Consider the following 23212-nt stretch of genomic DNA (forward strand, 5'->3'; position numbering starts at 1 on the left):
CAGGAGGAACCCCATGCAGATGCCCCGGCCCGATGCGGCGGTGATTGGCCGCAAGGCGCAACTGGTTGCGCGGCTGCGGCAGATCCTGCCCGCCGACGCGGTGATCGACGACCCGACCGAAACCCGCGCCTATGAATGCGACGCGCTGACGGCCTATCGCTGCCCGCCCCTGTGCGTGGTCCTGCCCGCCGACACGGCCCAGGTTTCCGCCGTTCTGCGGCTGTGCCATGCCGAGGGCGTGCCCGTGGTGCCGCGCGGATCGGGCACCTCGCTGGCCGGGGGCGCGATGCCGACCGAGGACAGCGTGATCCTGGGCGTGGCGCGGCTGAACGATGTTTTGGAAATTGATCTGCCGAACCGGTTCATCCGGGTTCAGTCGGGCCGCACCAACCTGTCGGTCTCGGGCGCGGTCGAAAGCGACGATTTCTTTTATGCCCCCGACCCGTCGTCACAGCTGGCCTGCGCCATCGCGGGCAATGTGGCAATGAATTCGGGCGGGGCGCATTGCCTGAAATACGGCGTCACCACCAACAACCTGATGGGCGTGACCATGGTGCTGATGGATGGCACCGTGGTCGAGCTGGGCGGCGCGCATCTGGATGCGGGGGGTCTGGATCTGTTGGGCGTCGTCTGCGGGTCCGAGGGGCAGCTGGGCGTCGTGACCGAGGCCACGCTGCGCATCCTGCGCAAGCCCGAGGGTGCGCGGCCGGTTCTGATCGGGTTCGACAGTTCCGAGGTGGCGGGCGCCTGCGTGTCGGACATCATCCGCGCCGGGGTTCTGCCGGTCGCCATCGAATTCATGGACCGCCCCTGCATCCGCGCGACCGAGGCCTTTGCCGGCGCCGGATACCCCGATTGCGAGGCCCTGCTGATCGTCGAGGTCGAGGGATCCGAGGCCGAGATCGCCGCGCAGCTGGCGCTGATCACCGGCATCGCGCGGCAACACAACCCGGTCGAGCTGCGCGAAAGCACCGGCCCCGAGGAAAGCGCCCGCATCTGGCTGGGCCGCAAATCGGCCTTTGGCGCCATGGGGCAGATCAACGATTACATGTGCCTCGACGGCACGATCCCGGTGTCATCGCTGCCGCTGGTGCTACGTCGCATCGGCGAGATGAGTGCCGAGTTCGGGCTGGATGTGGGCAACGTGTTTCATGCGGGCGACGGCAATATGCACCCGCTGATCCTGTTCGATGCCAACAAGCCGGGCGATCTAGAACGCTGCGAGGCGTTCGGGGCCGAGATCTTGAAGCTGTGTGTCGAGGTCGGCGGATGCCTGACCGGCGAGCATGGGGTGGGCGTGGAAAAGCGCGAGTTGATGACCAGCCAGTTCAGCGCCGCCGATCTGGAGGCGCAGATGCGGGTCAAGGATGTGTTCGATCCGGCGTGGTTGCTGAACCCGGCCAAGGTGTTTCCATTGGCGGCCAGCGCGGGGCGGCGGGGTTAGGGGGCTGTCTGCCCCCTCTTGGCCTGCGGCCAATTCACCCCCGAGGATATTGGAGCGAAGAAGAATGATGGAACCTGCGACAGAGGCCGAGCTGGCCCAGGCGGTGGCCGGGGCGGCGGGGCCGCTTTGCATTCGCGGCGGCGGCACGCGCGGGGTTTCTGGCACCGGCGAGGCGCTGTCGGTGGCGGGCTTGCGTGGTGTTGAGCTGTATGAACCGGGCGCGCTGACGCTGGTGGTTCGGGCGGGCACGCCGGTGGCTGAGGTCGAGACCATGTTGGCGGGTGAGGGGCAGAGACTGCCGTTCGAGCCGATGGACATGCGGGCGGTTTTGGGCACCAACGGCGTGCCGACGATTGGCGGGGTGGTGGCGAGCAATGCCTCGGGGCCGCGGCGGATACAGGCGGGCGCCTGTCGTGACAGTTTGATCGGGGTGCGGTTCGTGGATGGGCGAGGCGATGTCATCAAGAATGGCGGGCGGGTGATGAAGAACGTCACCGGCTATGATCTGGTCAAGCTGATGGCGGGCAGTCATGGCACGCTGGGGGTGTTGAGCGAGGTGAGCTTCAAGCTGTTGCCCGCGCCCGAGGTGGCGGCCTGTGTCCTGATCGAAGGGCTGAGCGACGCGGATGCCGTGGCGGCGTTGTCGGCGGCGCTGGGGTCGCCCTTTGAGGTATCGGGCGCGGCGCATCTGCCGGTTGGGCTGGACGGGGCGCCGGTGACGATGATCCGGGTTGAGGGGTTTGCCGCCTCGGTGGCCTATCGCGCCGGGCGGTTGCAGGCGTTGCTGGCGCGGTTTGGTGACAGTGTGGTCGAGGACGACCCGGCGCGGGTGGCGGCCGGCTGGGCTTGGGTGCGCGACGTGCAGGCCTTTGCCGATCTGCCGGGCGATGTGTGGCGCGTATCGGTCAAGCCATCGGACGGGCCGCGTGTGGTTGCAGCCGTGGGGCCGCGGCGCGCGGTCTATGACTGGGGCGGTGGGCTGGTCTGGTTGCTGGTGGCGGAGGGGCGCGATATTCGGCCCGGTCTGGCGGGGATTGCGGGCCATGCGACTTTGATACGGGCCGGGGCCGAGACCCGGGCCCGGATTGCGCGCTTTCACCCCGAGGCGCCGCCGGTTGCGGCGCTAAGCGCGGGCTTGCGGGCGCGGTTCGATCCGCGCGGCATTCTGAACCCGGGGGTAATGGGCTGATGCAGACGAATTTCACGCCCGAACGGCTGCAAGACCCCGGTATCGCGCGCGCCAACCAGATCTTGCGCGCCTGCGTGCATTGCGGGTTCTGCACGGCCACCTGCCCCACCTATCAGGTGCTGGGGGACGAGTTGGACAGCCCGCGCGGGCGGATTTATCTGATCAAGGACATGCTGGAGAGCGGGCGGGCGGCGGATGAAAAGACCGTGAAGCATATCGACCGTTGCCTGTCGTGCCTGGCGTGCATGACGACCTGCCCGTCGGGGGTGCATTACATGCATCTGGTCGACCACGCGCGTGAGCATATCGAAAAGACCTATCGCCGCCCGTGGCGCGACCGGGCGCTGCGCTGGGTTCTGGCGCATGTTCTGCCCTATCCGGGGCGGTTCCGGCTGGCGCTATTGGGGGCCAAGGTCGGGCGGCCGTTCAAGCGGCTGATGCCCGATGCACGGCTGCGCGCGATGCTGGAGATGGCGCCCCGGCAGATCCCGCCGGTCAGCCGCAATGACGACCCTCAGGTGTTTCCGGCCCAGGGCATCCGCAAGATGCGGGTGGCGCTGATGACGGGCTGCGCGCAAAAGGCGCTGAACACCGGTATCAACGATGCCACGATCCGCCTGCTGCGCCGGTTGGGCTGCGAGGTGGTGATCGCGCGCGGCATGGGCTGTTGCGGGGCGCTGACCCATCACATGGGCAAGGTCGATGACAGCCACGCGGCGGCGGCCCGCAACATCAAAGCCTGGGGGGCCGAGATGGATGGCACCGGGCTGGACGCGATCGTCATCAACACCAGCGGCTGTGGCACCACGGTCAAGGATTACGGGCACATGTTTCGCAACGATCCGCTGGCCGATCGGGCGGCGGCGGTGTCGGCCATGGCGATGGATATATCCGAGCTGTTGATGCGGCTCGACATGCCCGAGGGCGCGCCAAAGGGGCTGCGCGTGGCCTATCACGCGGCCTGTTCGCTGCAACATGGGCAGCAGATCAAGACCCACCCCAAGACCCTGCTGAAACGCGCCGGGTTCGAGGTGGTGGAACCTGCTGACAGCCATCTGTGTTGTGGCTCGGCCGGCACTTATAACCTGATGCAGCCCGAGATCTCGGGCCAGTTGAAGGCGCGCAAGGTTGCGACGCTAGAGGCCAAATCGCCCGACGTGATCGCGGCGGGCAATATCGGCTGCATGATGCAGATCGGGTCCGGCACGGATGTGCCGGTGGTGCATACGGTGGAGTTGCTGGATTGGGCCACGGGTGGCCCCGCGCCGCACAGTTTGGGCTGGCCTCGGTCATAATCCCGCCCCATGCTGCGGTTATTCAGGGCAGACCTGCCTGACGGAGATCACATGCGCCGCTTTATTCGCACCCTGCTCTGCCTGCTGCCGATGCTGGCACCCGCCCTGCCCGCCTGGGCTGATGAGACCCAGCTGGTGACACTGGAAACCGCCGATGCCAGCAAGGAATGGCTGGGCGTGGGGCGGCTGAATATCGGCAATTACGGGTTTTGCACGGCGGCGATGATCGCGCCCGACGTGGTGCTGACGGCGGCGCATTGCCTTTATGATCAGAAAACCGGCGCCCTGCTGCCGATGAAGGATTTCCAGTTCCTGGCCGGCTGGCGCAATGGCCGGGCCGAGGCCTATCGCGGCGTGCGCGCCGGTGTGGCGCATCCGGGCTTCAACGCGCTGGATGCCGACCGGGTGTCGCGGGTGTCGTTCGACCTGGCGCTGTTGCAGCTTGATCGCCCGATCACCCTGGCCAATGTGCAGCCCTTTGCCACATCCGACCGCCCGCGCAAGGGCGACGAGATCGGCGTTGTGTCTTATGCCAAGGGCCGGTCCGAGGTGCCTTCGCTGCAAGAGGTCTGCCATGTGCTGGCCTGGCGCGCGGGCACGGTGATGATGTCGTGCTCGGTCAATTTCGGGTCATCCGGCGCGCCGGTGTTCCAGATCCGCGACAACCAGGTGCGCATCGTGTCGGTGGTGTCGGCCATGTCCGATGTCAACGGCCAGCCGGTGTCGCTAGGCGTGGCGCTGGGGTCGACCCTGCCGCAGCTGCAATCGCGGCTGGCTGCGGGCGACAACATCTTTCCCGCCTCGAAACCGGTTCTGCTGCGGTCGGGTCAGGCGCGCAGCCTGAACAGTGGCGGGGCGAAATTCCTGCGGCCCTGAGGGGCTTGAAACCGTCGAAATCCGTTCCCAAATCACTGGTGCGGGCGCCCGATGCGGGCCCGCGTGACAGGAAGGCCCGTCCATCACGGAGGGCCGAACACCCATCGCTCTTGGAGGATGAGACATGCGAGATTTCGATCTTTCGCCGCTTTACCGTGCCACCGTCGGCTTTGACCGTGTGGCCGATCTGATGGACCGGGTTCTGACCGCCGAGGTCGCCCAGCCCACCTATCCGCCCTATAATATCGAGAAAACCTCTGAAAACGGCTATCGCATCTCGGTTGCCGTCGCCGGGTTCTCGGCTGACGAGCTGTCGGTCGATGTGAAAGAGGGCCACCTGATCGTGGCCGCCCGCAAGGCCCCCGATGAGACAGAGCGCACCTATCTGCATCGCGGCATCGCCACCCGCGCGTTCGAGCGCCGCTTTGCGCTGGCCGATCACGTCAAGGTCACCGGCGCCACCCATGCCGACGGCATGCTGCATGTCGATCTGGTGCGCGAGGTGCCCGAGGCGCTGAAACCCCGCCGGATCGAGATCGCCCGTGGCGACACGGTCGAGGCCAAGGCCGTCGAAAACCAGGCCTGATCCGACTTTGATCTGAAACTTGCGCGCGGCCCTATGGCCGCGCGTTTTGCGTCAGTGCGCCTCGGCCCAGTTGGCGCCCTGCCCCGCGTCGACCGTTAGCGGCACGTCCAGCTTGACCGCCGGTTCAGACGCGCCCTCCATGATGGCGCGCACGGCGGCGATGGTGTCATCGACCGCGCCGGTTTCCACCTCGAACAGCAATTCGTCATGCACCTGCAACAGCATCTTGGCGGGCAGGCCGGCAGTGGCATCGGGCATGCGCACCATGGCGCGGCGGATGATATCGGCGGCGGTGCCCTGAATGGGCGCGTTGATCGCGGCGCGTTTCGCGAAACCCGCGCCGGGGCCCTTGGCGTTGATCTCGGGCGTGTGGATCTTGCGGCCAAAGAGGGTTTGCACGAACCCATGTTCCTTGGCGAAATTCACCGTGTCGTCCATGTATTCCTTGATGCCGGGGAAGCGCTCGAAATAGCGGTCGATGAACCCCTGCGCCTCGGACCGAGGGATGCGCAGGTTGCGCGCCAGGCCAAAGCCGGAAATCCCGTAGATCACCCCGAAATTGATCGCCTTGGCCTGGCGGCGAATGTCGGGGGTCATCTGATCCAGCGGCACGTCGAACATTTCAGACGCGGTCATGGCGTGAATGTCGTGGCCCTCGCGGAACGCCTGTTTCAGCGCGTCGATGCCCGCCACATGGGCCAGGATGCGCAGCTCGATCTGGCTGTAGTCGAGGCTGAGGATCACCTTGCCCGGCTCGGCCACGAATGCCTCGCGGATGCGGCGGCCCTCTTCGGTGCGGACGGGGATGTTTTGCAGGTTCGGATCGGTCGAGGCCAGCCGCCCGGTATTCGCCCCGGTCTGCACATAGGATGTATGCACGCGGCCCGTTTCGGGGTTGATGTGGTCCTGCAGCGCGTCGGTATAGGTCGATTTCAGCTTTTGCAGCTGGCGGTAGTCCAGCACCCGCGCGGGCAGGTCGTGTTCGGTCGCCAGATCCTCGAGCACATCGGCGGGGGTGGACCATTGGCCGGTCTTGGTCTTTTTGCCGCCGGGCAATTCCATCCGGCCGAACAGGATTTCGCCCACCTGCGCGGGCGATTGCACGTTGAACGGCCCGCCCGCCAATTCGTGAATCTCGGCCTCGAGCGAGGCCATTTTCTGGGCAAAGGCGTTCGACATCCGGCTTAGCGTGTCGCGGTCAACCTTGATGCCGGCCATCTCCATCTGGGCCAGCACGGGTACCAGCGGGCGTTCGAGCGTCTCGTAAACGGTGGTCACGCGCTCGGCATGCAGGCGGGGCTTGAAGATCTGCCACAGGCGCAGGGTGATGTCGGCGTCTTCGGCGGCGTATTTCACCGCGTCGTCAATGGGCACGCGGTCAAAGGTGATGGCCGATTTTCCCGTGCCCAGCAGCGATTTGATCGGGATCGGCTGGTGCGACAGATAGCGTTCCGACAGCGCGTCCATGCCATGCCCGTGCAGCCCGGAATAAAGCGCGTAGGACATCAGCATCGTGTCGTCGATGGGGGTGACGGTGACGCCGTGGCGGGCAAAGATCTTGGCGTCGTATTTCATGTTCTGCCCGATCTTCAGCACCGCCGGATCGGCCAAGAGCGGCCCCAGCATGGCCAGCGCCTGATCCAGCGGCATCTGCCCCTCAGAGAGGGACGCGCCGCCGAACAGGTCATCCTCGCCGGCCTTGTGGCCCAGCGGGATGTAACAGGCCTGCCCGGCCTCGACGCACAGCGAGATGCCCACCAGTTCAGCCTGCATTTCGTCCAGGCTGGTGGTTTCGGTATCAACCGCCACATAGCCGCGCGCATGGGCGCGGTCGATCCAGACCTGCAAGGCCGCCGCATCGCGGACGCATTCATAGGCGTCGGCATCGAACGGGCGGGCCTCGGGCGCGGGCGGGGCATCGGCGCTGGCCTCGGCGGCTTTCTCGGCAATCACCGGCGCCTCGGCGCCCAGCTTGTCGGCCACGCGCTTGGTCAGGGTGCGGAATTCCATCTCGGCCAGAAAGCTCATCAGCGTGTCTGCATCAGGCTCTCGCACCTCGAGGTCATCAAGACCCACATCCATCGTCATGTGCTGATCCAGCGTCACCAGCCGCTTCGACAGCTCGATCTGATCGCGCATCTCGATCAGGGTCTGGCGGCGCTTGGGTTGCTTGATCTCGTCGGCGCGGTTCAGCAGGGTTTCCAGGTCGCCAAATTCGTTGATCAGCAGCGCGGCGGTTTTCACCCCGATGCCGGGCGCGCCGGGGATGTTGTCGACGCTGTCACCCGCCAGGGCCTGTATGTCGATCACCCGGTCGGGGCCGACGCCGAACTTTTCCTCGACCTCTTCGACGCCGATGCGCTTGTTCTTCATGGCGTCATACATCTCGACGCCGCCGCCGATCAGCTGCATCAGATCCTTGTCAGAGCTGATGATCGTGACGCGCCCGCCCGCCTCGCGCGCCTGGCGCGACAGGGTGGCGATGATGTCGTCGGCCTCGAACCCCTCTTGTTCCAGCGAGGCGATGTTGAACGCGCGGGTGGCCTCGCGCGTCAGCGGCATCTGCGGGCGCAGATCCTCGGGCATCTCATCGCGATTGGCCTTGTAGAGGTCATAGAGGTCGTTGCGGAACGTGTGGCTGCCCTTGTCGAACACCACCGCCACATGGGTGGGGGCGTCGGGGCCGCGGTTGTCCTCGACCATCTTCCAGATCATGTTGCAAAAGCCCGCGACCGCCCCGATCGGCAGCCCGTCGGATTTGCGCGTCAGCGGCGGCAGCGCATGGAAGGCCCGAAAGATAAAGGCCGACCCGTCGATCAGATGCAGATGGCAGCCCTTGCCAAAAGTCATGCGCATTCCCCCGCTGGGCGCAGCCTGGGTTTCGCTCATCGCCGCCGAAGAGCGCCCGTCGGAAAGCGATGGAGTGGCCGGTTAGCCAGCTTTGTTGGCAAAGCTATCGTGGACGAACTTCTTGTCGCAATAGCCGCACTCGACCTCGCCGGTTTCATGCGGGATGGTCAGCCAGACGCGCGGATGGCCCAAGGCGCCTTCGCCCCCGTCGCAGGCAACACGCCATTGGCTGACTACTTCGGTTTCGGGGGCTTCAATGGTCATGGGCGGGCTCCGTTTCTTGCCGTAGCGGCAGGGTCGTCATAAGTCACCGGGCATGATAGCGAAACAACGGGCGCGGGCAAGGCCGGAAGGATGTGTATCATGGGTGAAAACGCGATCGAGATCGAAGGTCTGTGCAAGACCTATGCCGCCGGGGCCGGGCAACCGCCCAAAGAGGCGCTGAAAGGCATTGATCTGAACATTTCCACCGGGTCGATTTTCGGCCTGCTGGGCCCCAACGGGGCGGGAAAATCGACGCTGATCAATATCTTGGCCGGTCTGGTGACGAAAACCGCGGGCAAGGTGCGAATCTGGGGGTTCGATCAGGACGTGAACCCGCGCCAGTCGCGCGCCGCCATCGGGGTGATGCCGCAAGAGCTGAACATGGACCCGTTCTTTACCCCGCGCGGGTCGCTTGAGGTGCAGGCGGGCCTTTACGGCGTGCCGAAATCGGCGCGCAAGACCGACGAGATTCTCGACCTGATCGGCCTGACCGACAAGGCCCATGCCTATGCGCGGTCGTTGTCGGGCGGCATGAAGCGGCGGCTGCTGTTGGGCAAGGCGCTGGTGCATCACCCGCAGATCCTGGTGCTGGACGAACCCACCGCCGGCGTCGATATCGAGCTGCGCCAGATGCTGTGGTCGAACGTGCGCCGCCTGAACCGCGAGCGCGGGATGACGATCATCCTGACCACGCATTACCTGCAAGAGGCCGAAGAGATGTGCGACGAGATCGCCATCATCAACCACGGCAGCCTGATCGCGCGCGATACCACGGCGAATCTGCTCGGGCAGATGGATGCCAAGACGCTGGTGGTGATGCCCGAGGCCCCGGCGCCTGACGCAATCGCCCTGCCCGAGGGGGTGCACCTGAACCGCCGCGCCGATGGCGCGCTGGAGCTGGACTATAACCGGGGCAGAATCGCGGCCGGCGACATCCTGGGCGCGCTGGCTCAGGCCGGCGTCACCCCGCGCGACGTCGCCACGCGCGAGCCGCACCTGGAAGACGTCTTCCTGGAGCTGACCCGCAGCGCGGCCCGTGCCGATTAGTCGAACTTCGGCAGCATCCGGCCCAGGTTACGCCCGGCAAGGATATGCACGTGCAGGTGCTGTACCTCTTGAATAGCGTCCTCGCCCGAATTGGCGACCACGCGGTAGCCATTGCCGCCCTCGCCCGGCTGGATGCCCAGCATGGCGCAGATCTTGCCGATGGTGCGGGTGAAATCGACGATCTCGGCGTCGGACGCCTGTTGCGCGAAATGGTCGTAATTCACATACGGTCCGCGCGGGATCACCAGCACATGATCGGGGGCCTGCGGCGCGATATCGCGAAAGGCAAGGCAGTGCTCGGTTTCCAGAACGGTGTTGTTCGGGATCTCGCCGCGCAGAATCTTGGCAAAGATGTTTTCCGGGTCATAGGCATAGGCCATGGGGTCAGTCCTCAATCGACATAGAGATATTCGGTCGCCGCGATGGCGCGGGCTTTTTCATAGGGCACCGACAGGAACTCGGCCAGCGGCGCGGCGTTTTCGTCGGCTGTCTGGGTTTCGCGGATGCGGTGGAAATGCGGGAAATCCGCATCCCGCAGGCGCTCGCTTTCAAAGGTCACGTCATAGCGGATGGTCGGCAGCAACCGCGCCAGCGTATCGGGCGGCGTGTTGTCATCGGCCAGCCCGACCCGATGCGCGTGCCCGATCAGGTAGTCATCGGTGATGTCGGTCTGAATTTCCAGCAGCTTGGTCGTGCAACGGTCGGCGTAGAAATCCTGCATCAGATCGACATTGCTGGGGTCGATACAGATCATCAGGCGATCGGTTTCGTAATAGTCGAACAGCATCCGCAACAGCGCCCGGCGGTGGCGGGTGCGTTTTTCAAGGGTCGACTGAATGCCGCCCAGATCGGGCAAGGGCGTGGCTTCCTCGTTGAACAGGTACTCGACGCCGGGCAGGTTGCTTTCCTGCTGGGCGCGATGCAGCAACCGCTTGGCCACGTGCCATTTCTTGCACGAAATGATCATCAGCTCGCGGTCGCGGCCCAGGCTGGCCTCGGTCTCCCAGAAACGGGGGGCGAACCGCCGACCCTCGCGCCCGCGACCAGCCACGAAATGATAAAGCCGCCGACCCTCGTTCGAGATCTTCACATCCGCGCCCTGCGCCGCGTAAAGCCGCCCCAACCGGGTTTTCAGCTCGTCCGCCTCGGGCGAGATCTTGCGCGCGAACAGGAAATCCTGGCTCAGCAGCATGTCATAGTGATCGTTGTAGAAGTTCACCGGCATGCCGTAATCGGAAAAGATCAGAAAGGTCAGCGTGCGGCTTTCCAACTGAGCCTCGGGCACCAGGTGGCGCACCAGGGTCTGGAAAAAGGTTTCATCCGGAATCCAGGTGGTGCGGAAAAACCGGATCACATCGCGGCGCTTGCGACAGAACTCCAGCAGCGCCTCGATGGTGCGGCGGCGCAGGCACCACCACTGGCTGCCGATCATGATCTGCAAATCGGCCGGGATCTTGCGCGCGAGGCCCAGCTTTTTCTGCCATTCCATCGACTTGTAGAACAGCGCCTTGCGGGTGCGTTCGTTGAAGTAATGGCGATAGATCAGGCGTTCATCCTTGATGCCGGTCTTGATCCAGTCAGAGCCAAAGAAATCGACGCTTTCGATGTAATCGGCATCCGAGGCATCCAGAAAGCGATGCGCGTATTCGGCCGGCTTGATCGGCATGCAATCACCCGACAGCATGTAGAAATGCGTGGCGCGCGGAAATTCCGCCTCGGCCGCCTCGACCGCGTTCAGCGTGGCCTGAACCAGAGACCACTCTCCCCAGCCGCATTTGATGCGCTTGGCAAAAACCACGTTCGGATTGTCGGCCAGCGCCTCGCGGATCTGGTCGAAATCTGCCGCGCCGACGCTGGCATCGAAATGAATCGAGATGTAATCGCCCACAGCCGTCAGGCGCCGGGCCTGCTGAATGATCGCAGCCGGGTCCTTGTGGCACAGCAATATGTAGGCGATCTTTGCCATCTGCTCGTCAACCTGCCAGGGCACACCTGCCTTGATAGCGTGAACCCCAGTTGAATAAACAGGTTTTCTTTGCTTTTTTCCTGATACAAGCACAAGCAGCATAAGATGCATGCACGGAGGCAGACAAGATGGGGTTTCCCGGCACCTGGATGACGGAAAGCGAAAGCATGGTCTACCGCGTGGTGCCCAAATGCGCCTGCTCGACCATCGGCCAGATCATGTATTACTCGGATCACGGGCGGTTCTTTGACGGCGATATCCATGATGCGACCGACGGGCTGCACAAATGGGCGCGCGAAGACAGCCAGGCCCCGATCGCGGCCAATGTGAAGGCGCATAAATCCTACGCCTTCACCTGCGTGCGCAACCCCTACACGCGTATCCTCAGCTCGTTTTTTGATAAGATCTGCGGCATCCAGCGCAACGGAAAACGCTATCGTGGAAACATGGTGCCGCTGCTGGTGCAACGCTATGGCGTTCAGGTCGGCGACCCCGAAACCGGGTTCGAGTTCGACCAGATCGAAAGCTTTCGCCGGTTTCTGCTGTTCGCCCGCGACACCATCCGCTGGAAACGCCCTATGGATCCCGACATCCACTGGTCGGCCATGTCGGGCCATGTCTCGACCTTCATCGTGAATGGCGGCCGCTACGATCACATCTTCTACACCGAAAAGTTCGATGAGGGCATGCAAACGGTGCTGGACGCCGTCGAAACGGCCCACCCGATCAGCCTGCCCGACATCCCGCGCTTCAACGAATCCGAGGGACACGGCCCCAAACGCGCCCATCCTGTCGAGGACTACTTCGACGACCTGTCGATGCATCTGGTCTATGAAATCTACAAACGCGATTTCAACCTGTTCAAATACGACTTTGAAAACCCGGGCAACAAGATGCCCACAGGCGAGATCGACCTGGACGAGATACACGCCAAGCTGGGCGAATAGCGCCTGCGGCGGGCGGGCAAAGGGGGCTGTCTGCCCCCTCTTGGCCTGACGGCCAATTCACCCCCGTGGATATTTTAACGAAGAAGAAACCAGAATCGGGCTTGATGGCCTAGCGGTACAGGCGGGGACGCCGATGACCGCCGAAGGAGAAGTCGCGCCCCGTGCCAGATTGGCCGGGGCGCATTTCATTTCTTCTTTGCGAAAATATCCCCGCCGGAGGCCCAAAGTTGCGCGCGAAGCGCGCCCGGCCCAACGCCGAGCAAGCGGCGCAGCCGCGCGGGTCGGGGGCGGGAGGCCTCTTAGATCAGGCCGTGCTGGCGGAACAGGGTCTTGAGGTCGGCGTCGGGGCGGGCGCCGAAGTGGCTGATGACCTCGGCCGCGGCGACGCAGCCCATGCGGCCGCTGGTTTCAAGGCTTTGCCCGGTGGCGTAGCCGTAGAGAAAACCCGCCGCGAACTGGTCGCCTGCGCCGGTGGCGTCCACGGGTACGATACGGGTGACAGGCACGATCGCCTCTTCCTCGCCGCGCACCAGCACCACGTCGTGGCCCGAACGGGTGCAGACCACGGTTCCGGCTTCGCGTGCGGCCTGTTCGAGGGCGGCGCTGAGGTCGGTCTCGTAGAGGGCTTCCCATTCGTGTTCGTTGCCGATCACGAAATCAAGTTCGCGCACGAGGCGGCGGAAGTCGTCGCGGTGCCGGTTGACGCAGAACGGGTCTGAGAGGGCAATGCCGGCCTTGCCGCCGGCGGCGCGGCATTTGCGGGCGGCGCTGGTGAAGGCCTCTTTGCCCTTGGGTTTGTCGTAAAGATAGCCTTCGAGGAAAAGGATCTCGGCCTCGCCTGCCACATCATCCGATACGTCTTCGGGGCCCAGTTCAGCCGAGATGCCCAGGTAGGTGTTCATCGACCGCTCGCCGTCAGGCGACACAAAGATCATCGAGCGCGAGGTGGGAAGCTCTCCCCCAGCGACGGGGGCGTTGACGAAGGCGGTGCCGCCGGCCTGCATCTGTTGGGCATAGAACTGGCCAAGCGCGTCATCGCGCACTCGGCCGATAAAGGCGGTTTTCAGGCCGAGATTGCCCAGCCCCGCCAGCGTATTGGCGACCGATCCGCCCGGCGCCTGGGTGCGTTCGCGCATGGCGGCATAGAGCATCTCGCCCCGCTTGCGTTCGACCAGCTGCATGATGCCTTTCTGAATGCCCATGAGGTCGAGAAAGCTGTCATCGGCCTGGGTCAGCACATCGACGACGGCATTTCCGATGCCGACCACCTGATAGGTTTTGGTCACAGGGTTTTCTCCTCAAAGGGGCAGAGATCGCGGATCAGGCAGTTGCCGCACATCGGCTTGCGGGCCTTGCAGGTATAGCGGCCGTGCAGGATCAGCCAGTGATGGGCGTGCTGCTGGAACTCGGCGGGGATGTTGTCTTCGATGGCGCGCTCAACCGCGTCGACGGTTTTTCCCGTGGCGATGCCGGTGCGGTTGCCGACGCGAAAGATATGGGTGTCGACGGCCTGGGCGGGGTAATGGAACCACATGTTCAGCACCACGTTCGCGGTCTTGCGCCCCACGCCGGGCAGCGATTGCAGCGCCGCGCGCGAGCTGGGCACCTCTCCGCCATAGTCATCGACCAGGATCTGGCTCAGCTTGATCACGTTCTTGGCCTTTTGACGGAAAAGGCCGATGGTCTTGATATGCTCGATCAACCCGTCTTCGCCCAGGTCCAGCATCTTTTGCGGGGTGTCGGCGATCTTGAACAGATCGCGCGTGGCCTTGTTCACGCCCACATCGGTGGCCTGCGCCGACAGGGCCACGGCCACGACCAGCGTATAGGCATTCACATGCTCAAGCTCGCCCTTGGGTTCGGGGTCTTGCTCTTGAAAGCGGGTAAAGATCCGGTGGATCGTGTGATAATCGAGTTGCTTTGCCATCCGGGCGTTAATGCCCTGACAGACAATCCCCCGCAATTGAAAAGGCAACGCCTAGGCCACTGTCGCGTTCATTTCCGCCCCGGCTGCCGTCAGGTTCTGCTGTACCTTCGACCATCCGGCGCCATCGGCCGCCAGCACCGCCTTCGGGTCGATCCGCACCGCATAGCCCCGGTTCAGCGCGCCATACGCGGTGTTCTTGACGCAGTGACAGCCATCCAAGCCCGTCAGGATCAGTGTGCCGATCCGGTTTTCCTCCAGGTATCGCTCCAACGCGGGTTCGGAAAACGCATCGCCCATGGATTTCTCGACCTCGATATCGGGCAGCAGGCCCAGGCGCGAGTCCAGCCCGATACCTGCCGACCCCGCGTTGCCACGCCCCTGATTGAACCAGCCGTTCAACAGTCGGGCCAGCCCGGCCTTGTACACCTGCCGTACCGCGATCACCGGCATCCCGGCCAGGCGCGCCGCATCCACCGCCGCTCCAACGCTCTTCATCGCGGTGTCCAGCTGCTCAGCCTCCCACACCGGCAGGGAGGTGAAATCGCTCTGCATGTCGATCACCACCAGCGCGATTCCGGGGCGCGCGGCCCGGTCGATCACCGGACCGTTGGTTGGAGTGCCGATCTTGCGGATCTCCAGCAGGACATAGAGAACAGCAACCACCAGCCCAGCCGCGATAATCCAGAGAACGGACATGTCAAACCTCCTTGGCCAAAACCGCAAAGAACCGGGTCAGGGCAAGCTGCACCTTGTGATAGGCGGCAAGCTCGGCGGGCGAGAAATCTTGTGAAAACCGGGCTAGCTTGGCCATCTCATCCGCCCGGATCGCAGCTATGATGGCCTCGCCTTTCGAGGTCAGCCAATAGCGGTACGACCGCGCGTGTTCAGGATTGGCCCGCCGCTCGATCAGCCCGGCGCGTTGTACTTCTTGCAGAATGCGCGAGACATATTGCCGTTTCATTTGCAACGCGGCGCCTAGTTGTGGCGCCGTGGCGCCGGGGGTCAGCGACAAACCTTCAAGGATGGCGCGCTGCCCGACGGTTACGCCCTCGCGCAAACTCCCCCGCTCAACCGCCGCCGTGATGTTGCGCAAGAGCGGCCGCGTGGCCTGCACCGCCTGATAAAGCTGATCGGTTTCATGTATCATGCGCGCAGTACTCGGCGAGTTCTGCTGATTTGTCAACTAAGTTGACAAATATTTGCACAGGTTCCGGGTCGCGATAACAGCGCCCGCGCGCTACTCTCCAGTTCAGACAAAGAGGTGCCACATGAACGTTCAGACCACGGAAGAGGGCTATCACTATGGCGTCATCCGCCGAGCGATCGAATTGATCGACGCGGGCGACAGCGCCTTGTCGCTGGAAGATCTGGCCGCCCAGATGGGCATGAGCCCCGCGCATTTCCAGCGCACCTTCAGCAAATGGGTCGGCGTGTCGCCCAAGCGGTATCAGCAATACCTGGCGCTGGATCATGCCAAGACCCTGCTGCGCGAGCGTTTCACAACGCTCGAGGCCGCGCATCACGCGGGCCTTTCGGGCAGCGGGCGGCTGCATGATCTGTTCCTGCGGTGGGAGGCTATGAGCCCCGGCACCTATGCCTCGGGCGGCGAGGGGTTGCAGATCTCTTACGGGTGGTTCGACAGCCCCTTTGGCGAGGTTCTGGTGATGGGTACCGAACGCGGCATCTGCGGCATGGGCTTTGCCGATCAGATGGGGCGCGAGGTCTGTTTCGACGATCTGGCGGGGCGCTGGCCCAAGGCGCGGTTCACCGAGGCCCCTGACGCCCTGCGCGCCGATGTCGAGGCGGCATTCGCGCAAAAGGGTGAAACCCGGCTAGCGCTGATCGGCGCGCCCTTTCAGATCAAGGTGTGGGAGGCCCTGCTGAGCGTGCCCACGGGCCAAGTGACCACCTATTCGGAAATCGCGCAATCCATCGGCAATCCGCGGGCCGTGCGGGCCGTTGGCACGGCCGTGGGGCGCAACCCGATCAGCTATCTCATCCCCTGCCACCGGGCCTTGCGCAAATCGGGGGGCCTGGGCGGCTATCACTGGGGCCTACCCGTCAAGCGCGCCATTCTGGCCTGGGAGGCCGCCCGTCGCGAGGCCTGATGCGCAAGAACCCGCTGGATGGGCGGGAAACGGTCGATGTTATCGCATATCACCCTATATTCGGGGCATATCCCGCTTGGGACGAAATGAATGAGGACATCATGATTCGTGTGAAATTTCCGATGGTTCTGGTTGCGGGCGCTGTGGCCTTGACCGCCTGTACCGACATCAACACCCCCAGCAATGACCCCAACCAGCGCACCAAGGAAGGTGCCGCCGTGGGGGCTATCTCGGGGGCCATGGCCGGTATCCTGATCGGTGACGACGCCAAGTCGCGCCGCAAGGGTGCGGTGATCGGTGGTATCGTCGGCGCTGCCGCCGGGGCCGCCATCGGCAGCAACCTCGACAAGCAGGCCGCCGAGCTGGAAGCCAATCTGCAGAACGATCAGATCCGCATCGTCAACACCGGCGACGAATTGATCGTGACCATGCCCGAAGGCATCCTGTTCGACATCGACAGCGCCACCGTCAGCCCGCGCATGCGGTCCGACCTTTACACCCTGTCCGACAGCCTGCTCGACTATCCCGGCACCACCGTCGAGGTCGTCGGCCATACCGACAACACCGGCAGCGCAGCCTATAACCAACAGCTCTCGACCCGCCGCGCGGCGGCGGTTGCCTCGGTGCTGCAAGAGGGTGGCGTGCCCAGCCGCCGGATCGTGGCCTATGGCATGGGCGAAGACCGCCCCGTGGCCTCGAACCTGACGCCCGAAGGCCGGGCGCAGAACCGCCGGGTGGAAATCATCATCACCCCCAACACCTGATCAACCGGCCGGGGCCCCGCGGCCCCGGCCAATTCCGGTTGCCCGGCCGGGTGCGTGGTCATATGGTCTTACCAATCAGGGAGGCCATCCATGCCATTCGAAAAGATCCAGGCCGAGAAACTGTCTCAGGCCGTGCAGGGCCAGATCGAACAGCTGATCCTGCGCGGCATTCTGCGCCCCGGCGAGCGTTTGCCGTCCGAGCGCGAACTTTCCGACAAGCTGGGCGTGTCGCGCCCCTCTCTGCGCGAGGCCGTGGCCGAGTTGCAGGATCGTGGTCTGCTGGTCAGCCGCGCCGGGGCCGGCATCTTCGTGGCCGAGGTTCTGGGCTCGGCCTTTTCGCCGGCTCTGATCCGGCTCTTTGCCGATCATGACGAGGCGGTGTTCGACTATATCGACTTTCGCCGCGATATGGAGGGCCTGGCCGCCGAGCGCGCGGCGCGACTGGCATCCGACACCGATCTCAAGGTGATCGATACCATCTTTCACAAGATGGAGGCCGCCCACAGCAAGCGTAACCCCGATGACGAGGCCCGCCTGGATGCCGAGTTCCACATGTCGATCATCGAGGCCAGCCACAACGTGATCATGCTGCACATGATGCGGTCGATGTTCGAGCTGCTGCGCGAGGGCGTGTTCTATAACCGCCGGGTCATGTTCAAACAGCGCACCACCCGCAGCGCCCTGCTGGACCAGCACCGCGCCATCAACGACGCGCTACAGGCCCGCAACCCCGAGGCCGCCCGCGCCGCCGTGGTGGCCCATATGGATTACGTCCACCGCGCGCTGAGCGACCAGCAGGCATCCGAGCGCCACGAACAGATCGCCCGCCGGCGGCTGGAGCACGAACAAGGGCGGGGTTGAGCCTGCGAACAAAAAACCCGGCCGCTAGGGCCGGGTTTTTCGTATCTGTAAACGGCGGGTTGCCGGATCAGTGCAGTTTGGCTTCGACCTGCTTGATGGCGTCGTCGATCAGCGCGTTGCCGCTGGCGGCGTCCATCTTCTTGCTGATCACGTCGGCAGCAGCGGCGATGGCCACGCTGATGGCGCGATCACGCACCTGGCGCACGGCGCCAGCTTCGGCCGAGGCGATCTGATCTTGCGCAGCCTGAAGGCGGCGGGCGATCGAGGCCTCGAGGTCAGCTTTGGCCTGCTTGGCCGCGTTCTGAGCCTCTTCCTTGGCGTGTTCGACGATACGGGCCGACTGGTCCTTCACTTCCTGCTGCTTGCGCTCGTAGGAAGCCAGGATGGTCTGCGCCTCTTCGCGAAGGGCCTTGGCTTTTTCCAGCTCGTCCCGAATGCCTTCGGCACGCTTGTCCAGCATCCCGCCCAGCATGCCGGGAACCTTGAAATAGGCCAGCACGACGATGAACAGGATGAAGGCCAGCAGCACAACAAAGTTGGTGTTCTGCAGCGAGAAGAACGGGCCGGATGCGGCCAGTGCGGGGCTGGCGGTCAGGGCGAACAGAGCGGTGAGTTTCTTCATCGTCTTACCCTTTCAGCCGTGCATTGACCGCGGCGGTCACGGTGCGGGCATCGGCCGACTGGCCCAGTGCCGCAACGATTTCCTTGGCGGTATCCTTGGCCACCTCGGTCACGCTTTCCAGCGCGCCGGCGCGGATCTCGTCGATACGCTTTTGCGATTCAGCCGATTTGGCAGCAATCTGCGCATCAGCCTCGGCGGTGGCGGCATCCAGGTCAGCCTGGATTTCGGCCTTGGCCTCGGCAATAATTTTCTGTGCTTCGACACGGGCATCGGCGAGCGCCTGGTTATAGGCCCCTTCCGCTTCCTGCGCCTTCAGCTTCAGCTCTTCGGCAGCCGCGATATCGTTGGTGATGGTGCCCTGACGCTCGGCCAGAACCGACCCGATCCGGGGCAGCGCGATGCGCGACAGGATCAGGTAGATCACCACGATGGTGACGACCAGCCAGAACACCTGGTTCGGGTAGGTCGAAAAATCCAGCTGCGGCATGCCGGCAGATTCTGCTGCCGCAGCCGCGCCGTGAGCCGCTTCGTTCGCTGTGTTTGCCATGTCGTCCTCCAGGAACCCAAGTTTACACCGGATGGATCTGTATCAGACCCATCCGGCCGTAAGGATCGGTTCGTAGGATTAGACGGCGAACATCAGCAGAAGCGCGACGAGGAACGAGAAGATCCCCAGGGCTTCCGCGAACGCGATACCGATGAACAGGGTCGCGGTTTGACCACCAGCAGCCGACGGGTTGCGCAGGGCGCCCGACAGGAAGTTGCCGGCCACGTTGCCAACACCGATGGCAGCAGCGCCAGAACCGATTGCAGCCAGGCCAGCGCCGATGTGTGCGAGATCGCCTTCCATTTGATATCTCCTTACGATTTTTGGAAGTTGGATATTCTGTAGTGAACCTTAGTGCGACGGATGCAGAGCGTCCTTGAGATACACGCAGGTCAGAATGGTAAACACGTAGGCCTGGATAAAGGCCACCAGGACCTCAAGGCCATACATTGCGGTGATCGCCAGCACGGCCAGCGGGGCCACTGCGGTGATCTGCGCAAAGCCAGCGAACACCTTGATCACCGCGTGGCCGGCCATGATGTTGCCGGCAAGACGAATGAAGTGGCTGACGGGGCGCACAAAGTACGAAATCAGTTCGATGATCGCCAGGATCGGGCGCAGCGCCAGCGGCGCCGACGAGACCCAGAACAGGCCCAGGAACTTGGTGCCGTTCTTGACAAAGCCAACGACGGTCACGGTGATGAACACGGCCAGCGCCAGCACCACGGTCACGGCGAAATGCGACGTGGTGGTGAACGACATGGGCAACAGGCCCAGGAAGTTGGCGAAGACGATGAACATGAACAGGGTCATGATGTAGGGGAAGAACTTGATCGCGTCCTTGCCGGCCACGTCCTCGACCATCTGGTAGACAAAGCCGTAGGCAAGCTCGGCCACCGACTGGATGCGGCTGGGGATCACGGCGCGGCCGCGGGTGCCAACCACCAGCAGCAGGAAGATCACCACGATGGTCAGACCCATCCACAGCGTCACGTTGGTGGGGGTATACCAGTTGATCGTATCGCCACCGAACAGCGGCTTGACGATGAACTGATCCATCGGGTGGAAAGTCAGACCCGCGCTTTCGCCATGTGCTTCGCTTGCCACGTCTTAGTCCCTCTCGTCGTTCTCGGCCTCGGCCGAACTCTGGTTCTGAAGCTCTTTGGCGGATCGCAGCATCGTCTGCACCCCGGCCACAAAGCCCAGCAGTATGAATATCACCATCAGAAGCGGTTTAGTGCCGAACAGCGTGTCCAGCCCGAATCCGACGCTGAAGCCGATCAAGAGACCGGCAACAAGTTCCGTCACCATCCTCCAGCCCACCTGGGCCTGCGAATAGTGTTCCTCCTGGTGCTTCTTGCCCGGTGCGCGCGCTTTCTTCAGCTCGCCGATCCGCTGATCGAGCGTTTCAAGACGCTCTTTATCCTCCGGATCCACCATGACAATCGCCCCCTTGGACAGTCGCCGCGAACCTAGAAAGCCGGGGGCCCTGAGTCAAGCGCGATCGGCGCCCGAATCCTGCCATGTAACTAGCTGTAAATAAACGATAATGACCGAACGCACCTCGGGGCCCTGTCGCCCCCGGCCCGCCTGTCCGGCGCTAACAGGGGTAAATCCGTTATTCAACCATCTGGTTGATGATCCGGTTTGACCCGCGGCATGTACAGCCTGCGCAGCAGCCGCCCGTCGATGGCGATCAGCCCGGCAAAGATCACCAGCATCCCGATCATCTGCGGCAGGTGCAGCTCTTCCTTGAGGACGAACACCCCCAGCACCACGGCAGAGACCGGCGCAATGAAGGTCACGGTCGAGGTGGCTGTCGCGCCGACACGCGGCAACAGCCAATAGAGCAGGATGAACGCCGCCGAGGTCAGCACGAACCCGATCACGCCCAGCGCCGCCCAAGTTTGGGGCTGGGTAATCTGCGGCACGCCCTCGCGCCACAGCGCCAGCGGGGTCAGGATCAGCGTGGCCAGGGTCAGGCTCCAGGCCGTCAGGGCGGTGGGCGGCATGCCCTTGATAGAGCGGGCATGGTTCATCGCCACGGCGTAGCACAGGGGGGCCAGCGCGGCGAAGAGGATCGCCCACAGCTCTGCCCCGCCGCCCGACCGCAGGGCCGGCAGCGCCAGCAGCGCGATCCCGGCAAAGCCCGCCAGCACGCCCAGAGATTTCAGCGCGGTCGCCTTTTCACCGCCGGGCCACAGGTGCGATACGATCACCACCATCACGGGCGTCAGCGCGTTCACGATACCCGCCGCGCCCGAGCCGATATGCTGTTGTGCCAGCGGATAAACCGAAAGCGGCACGCCATAGAAGAACAGGCCCAGCACCAGCATCTGCCCCAGCTGGCGCAGCGAGACCGGCACCAGCCCCCCAGTCGCGGCCAGCCAGACCCAACAGCCCAGCGCCCCCAGCGCGATGCGCAGCATCGACACCGACAGCGGCCCCAGCTCGCGCAGCAGGATCGCGTTCAGAAAGAACGACGCGCCCCAGCCCATGCCAAGGATAAAAATCAGCACCCAATATCGCAGCGGCATGGCGTGGCCCCTTTCGCGATCGTTCTTTGCGCAGGCCGCGAGGTTGTCAATCGGCGCGCTCTTTTCCTTGGCGTCACTTGCGGCTAGGGTTCGCGCATGGCCCAGCTCGACACGATCTTTGCGGCGCTTGCCGATCCGACCCGCCGCCAGATCCTCGAGATGCTGCTCGAGGATGACATGGCCGTGACCGACGTGGCCGAGCCGTTTGAGATGTCGCTGGCCGCCATCTCCAAGCACCTGACCATCCTGATGCGCGCCGGGTTGATCAGCCAGGAAAAGCGCGGACGGGTGAAATGGTGCAAGCTGGAACCTGACGCGCTGCGCGATGCGTCGGTCTGGATGCAAAGCTTTGGCCAGTTCGAGGCGGTCAACCTGGACGCGTTCGAGAAATTCCTGGCATCTGAACTGGGCGACAGCCCCGAGGCCTAAGCGCGCGCCGTCAGACCCACGATTTGGCCGCCTCTTTCAGTGCGGTGGAAAAGGCCTGCACCTTGGGCGTGCGGTGCAGATCGACATGGGTGACCAGCCACAGCTCGCTGTCCCATTCGGGCCGGGGCGGCATGACCTGCACCAGATCCCCGGCCTGCTCGGCACGCCACAGCGGCACGAATCCGATGCCGCCGCCATGTTGCACCGCATCGAACTGATCGCGCGGATCTGACAGGCGCAGGCGAATGTTGTCGGCGGGCACATTGGCGCGCATCCATTGGCTGAACAGCGCGCGGTGGTTTTCGTCAAGCGGGCCGACGAACCGGTGGGCGGCGAAATCGCCAGGGCCCTTGGGCATGCCGAACTGCGCGACATAGCTTTGATGCGCATAAAGCGCGACCTGCGCGCGGGCCAGAAGCTGCACCACGTTGTCGGGGTCTTGCGGGCGGGCACCGGCGCGGATCGCGACATGGGCCTCGCCATATTCCAGTCGGAACAGCCGTGAATCTGTCACCAGCCGCACCGACAGGTCGCAATGTTCGTTCTGAAAGGCGGTGACCACGGGCAGCAAGAGCGGCGCAAAGCCCTCGACGGCTGTGATGACCAGTTCGCCAGTGACGGCGGCGCCGTGGCCATGCAGACGCCCGGCCAGCTGTTCGAACTGGTCGGCAGTGGCCTGCGCAACGCGCAACAGATCCTGCCCGGCCTCGGTGGCGGTATAGCCGCGGGCGTGGCGCTGAAACAGCTTGACGCCCAGCCGCCCCTCTAACGCGTCGATATGCCGGATCACCGTTGCATGATGCACGCCCAGCGCCTCGGCCGCGCCGCTGACCGTGCCCAGACGCGCAACGTGATAGGCCGTGCGGACCTCATCCCAGTTTTCAATATCCATTTATGTGCACCAGCTCACAACTCATGTTGAATATCGCGAATTGTGTTCATTTCCGCAAGTG

The 23212-nt window shown here is 64.0% G+C and carries 26 protein-coding genes; 11 read left to right on the forward strand and 15 right to left on the reverse strand.

The window, feature by feature from the left end; genetic code table 11:
* Positions 1-13: 13 nt before the first annotated feature.
* The 5 genes from OE856_RS09830 (at position 14) to OE856_RS09850 (ending at position 5390) form a co-directional block, all read left to right on the forward strand.
* Positions 14-1444 (forward strand): FAD-linked oxidase C-terminal domain-containing protein, encoded by a 1431-nt coding sequence (locus tag OE856_RS09830; protein WP_263715915.1) that lies wholly within the window; start codon positions 14-16, stop codon positions 1442-1444.
* 67 nt (positions 1445-1511) lie between these two features.
* Complete coding sequence (locus OE856_RS09835; RefSeq protein WP_263715916.1) at positions 1512-2633, forward strand: FAD-binding protein; 1122 nt, start codon at positions 1512-1514, stop codon at positions 2631-2633.
* Complete coding sequence (glcF, locus tag OE856_RS09840; RefSeq protein WP_263715917.1) at positions 2633-3928, forward strand: glycolate oxidase subunit GlcF; 1296 nt, start codon at positions 2633-2635, stop codon at positions 3926-3928. Before OE856_RS09835 ends, glcF begins: the two co-directional genes overlap by 1 nt.
* Before the next feature lie 51 nt (positions 3929-3979).
* Positions 3980-4804, forward strand: coding sequence for a trypsin-like serine peptidase (locus tag OE856_RS09845; RefSeq protein ID WP_263715918.1), 825 nt, complete (start codon positions 3980-3982; stop codon positions 4802-4804).
* A 124-nt stretch (positions 4805-4928) separates the two neighbouring features.
* On the forward strand, positions 4929-5390 hold the full coding sequence (locus OE856_RS09850) for an Hsp20 family protein (RefSeq protein WP_263715919.1): 462 nt from the start codon (positions 4929-4931) through the stop codon (positions 5388-5390).
* Between the two features lie 51 nt (positions 5391-5441).
* On the opposite strand, the gene polA is transcribed toward OE856_RS09850, so the two are convergent.
* Both polA and OE856_RS09860 read right to left on the reverse strand, forming a co-directional pair.
* Positions 5442-8246 (reverse strand): DNA polymerase I, encoded by a 2805-nt coding sequence (gene polA, locus OE856_RS09855; RefSeq protein ID WP_263715920.1) that lies wholly within the window; start codon positions 8244-8246, stop codon positions 5442-5444.
* A 75-nt stretch (positions 8247-8321) separates the two neighbouring features.
* On the reverse strand, positions 8322-8504 hold the full coding sequence (locus OE856_RS09860; protein WP_263715921.1) for a zinc-finger domain-containing protein: 183 nt from the start codon (positions 8502-8504) through the stop codon (positions 8322-8324).
* A 99-nt stretch (positions 8505-8603) separates the two neighbouring features.
* On the opposite strand from OE856_RS09860, the gene OE856_RS09865 reads away from it, so the two are divergent.
* Positions 8604-9551: an ABC transporter ATP-binding protein gene (locus tag OE856_RS09865; protein WP_263715922.1), complete on the forward strand. Its 948-nt coding sequence runs from the start codon at positions 8604-8606 to the stop codon at positions 9549-9551.
* Here the strand turns inward: OE856_RS09865 and OE856_RS09870 are convergent.
* Both OE856_RS09870 and OE856_RS09875 read right to left on the reverse strand, forming a co-directional pair.
* On the reverse strand, positions 9548-9931 hold the full coding sequence (locus OE856_RS09870; protein WP_263715923.1) for an HIT domain-containing protein: 384 nt from the start codon (positions 9929-9931) through the stop codon (positions 9548-9550). The genes OE856_RS09865 and OE856_RS09870 overlap by 4 nt on opposite strands.
* Positions 9932-9942: 11 nt before the next feature.
* Positions 9943-11517, reverse strand: coding sequence for a beta-1,6-N-acetylglucosaminyltransferase (locus tag OE856_RS09875; protein WP_263715924.1), 1575 nt, complete (start codon positions 11515-11517; stop codon positions 9943-9945).
* 128 nt (positions 11518-11645) lie between these two features.
* Here OE856_RS09875 and OE856_RS09880 point away from each other — a divergent pair, with 128 nt between their 5' ends.
* Positions 11646-12464: a sulfotransferase family protein gene (locus OE856_RS09880; protein WP_263715925.1), complete on the forward strand. Its 819-nt coding sequence runs from the start codon at positions 11646-11648 to the stop codon at positions 12462-12464.
* A gap of 299 nt (positions 12465-12763) precedes the next feature.
* On the opposite strand, the gene OE856_RS09885 is transcribed toward OE856_RS09880, so the two are convergent.
* Genes OE856_RS09885 through OE856_RS09900 form a run of 4 tightly spaced genes read right to left on the reverse strand, consistent with a single transcriptional unit; the run spans position 12764 to position 15538 of the window.
* Positions 12764-13750, reverse strand: coding sequence for an adenosine kinase (locus tag OE856_RS09885; protein ID WP_263715926.1), 987 nt, complete (start codon positions 13748-13750; stop codon positions 12764-12766).
* Entirely contained in the window at positions 13747-14391 is a 645-nt protein-coding gene (gene nth, locus OE856_RS09890; protein ID WP_263715927.1) for an endonuclease III, read from the reverse strand. The genes OE856_RS09885 and nth overlap by 4 nt, the downstream gene beginning before the upstream one ends.
* Positions 14392-14442: 51 nt before the next feature.
* Positions 14443-15087 carry a cysteine hydrolase gene (locus OE856_RS09895; protein ID WP_263715928.1) on the reverse strand — a complete coding sequence of 215 codons (645 nt, stop codon included), beginning with the start codon at positions 15085-15087 and terminating at the stop codon, positions 14443-14445.
* A 1-nt stretch (position 15088) separates the two neighbouring features.
* Entirely contained in the window at positions 15089-15538 is a 450-nt protein-coding gene (locus OE856_RS09900; protein ID WP_263715930.1) for a MarR family winged helix-turn-helix transcriptional regulator, read from the reverse strand.
* Positions 15539-15659: 121 nt separating this feature from the next.
* On the opposite strand from OE856_RS09900, the gene OE856_RS09905 reads away from it, so the two are divergent.
* From OE856_RS09905 to OE856_RS09915, 3 genes are all read left to right on the forward strand, one after another.
* The gene (locus tag OE856_RS09905; RefSeq protein ID WP_263715931.1) at positions 15660-16499 is read left to right on the forward strand and encodes a bifunctional helix-turn-helix domain-containing protein/methylated-DNA--[protein]-cysteine S-methyltransferase; all 840 of its coding nucleotides are present in this window, start codon (positions 15660-15662) and stop codon (positions 16497-16499) included.
* Positions 16500-16600: 101 nt separating this feature from the next.
* Positions 16601-17263: an OmpA family protein gene (locus OE856_RS09910; protein ID WP_263715932.1), complete on the forward strand. Its 663-nt coding sequence runs from the start codon at positions 16601-16603 to the stop codon at positions 17261-17263.
* Positions 17264-17353: 90 nt separating this feature from the next.
* Positions 17354-18124, forward strand: coding sequence for a FadR/GntR family transcriptional regulator (locus tag OE856_RS09915; protein WP_263715933.1), 771 nt, complete (start codon positions 17354-17356; stop codon positions 18122-18124).
* Positions 18125-18191: 67 nt separating this feature from the next.
* Here OE856_RS09915 and OE856_RS09920 read toward each other — a convergent pair whose 3' ends face one another.
* The 6 genes from OE856_RS09920 to OE856_RS09945 all read right to left on the reverse strand — a co-directional run bounded on the left by OE856_RS09920 (position 18192) and on the right by OE856_RS09945 (position 21830).
* The gene (locus OE856_RS09920) at positions 18192-18746 is read right to left on the reverse strand and encodes a F0F1 ATP synthase subunit B (protein ID WP_263715934.1); all 555 of its coding nucleotides are present in this window, start codon (positions 18744-18746) and stop codon (positions 18192-18194) included.
* A 4-nt stretch (positions 18747-18750) separates the two neighbouring features.
* Positions 18751-19293, reverse strand: a complete 543-nt coding sequence (locus tag OE856_RS09925; RefSeq protein WP_263715935.1) for a F0F1 ATP synthase subunit B' — start codon at positions 19291-19293, stop codon at positions 18751-18753.
* Between the two features lie 78 nt (positions 19294-19371).
* Positions 19372-19596, reverse strand: coding sequence for a F0F1 ATP synthase subunit C (locus OE856_RS09930; protein ID WP_035251977.1), 225 nt, complete (start codon positions 19594-19596; stop codon positions 19372-19374).
* 48 nt (positions 19597-19644) lie between these two features.
* Positions 19645-20400: a F0F1 ATP synthase subunit A gene (locus tag OE856_RS09935; RefSeq protein ID WP_263715936.1), complete on the reverse strand. Its 756-nt coding sequence runs from the start codon at positions 20398-20400 to the stop codon at positions 19645-19647.
* A 3-nt stretch (positions 20401-20403) separates the two neighbouring features.
* Complete coding sequence (locus OE856_RS09940) at positions 20404-20733, reverse strand: AtpZ/AtpI family protein (RefSeq protein WP_263715937.1); 330 nt, start codon at positions 20731-20733, stop codon at positions 20404-20406.
* A 182-nt stretch (positions 20734-20915) separates the two neighbouring features.
* Entirely contained in the window at positions 20916-21830 is a 915-nt protein-coding gene (locus OE856_RS09945) for a DMT family transporter (RefSeq protein WP_263715939.1), read from the reverse strand.
* Positions 21831-21926: 96 nt separating this feature from the next.
* On the opposite strand from OE856_RS09945, the gene OE856_RS09950 reads away from it, so the two are divergent.
* Entirely contained in the window at positions 21927-22259 is a 333-nt protein-coding gene (locus tag OE856_RS09950) for an ArsR/SmtB family transcription factor (protein WP_263715940.1), read from the forward strand.
* 10 nt (positions 22260-22269) lie between these two features.
* Here the strand turns inward: OE856_RS09950 and OE856_RS09955 are convergent, their stop codons facing one another.
* Positions 22270-23145, reverse strand: a complete 876-nt coding sequence (locus OE856_RS09955; protein WP_263716064.1) for a LysR family transcriptional regulator — start codon at positions 23143-23145, stop codon at positions 22270-22272.
* Positions 23146-23212: the final 67 nt, after the last annotated feature.

Origin of the sequence: Actibacterium sp. XHP0104 (genome assembly GCF_025751515.1) — a bacterium.
Classification (GTDB): domain Bacteria; phylum Pseudomonadota; class Alphaproteobacteria; order Rhodobacterales; family Rhodobacteraceae; genus Actibacterium_D.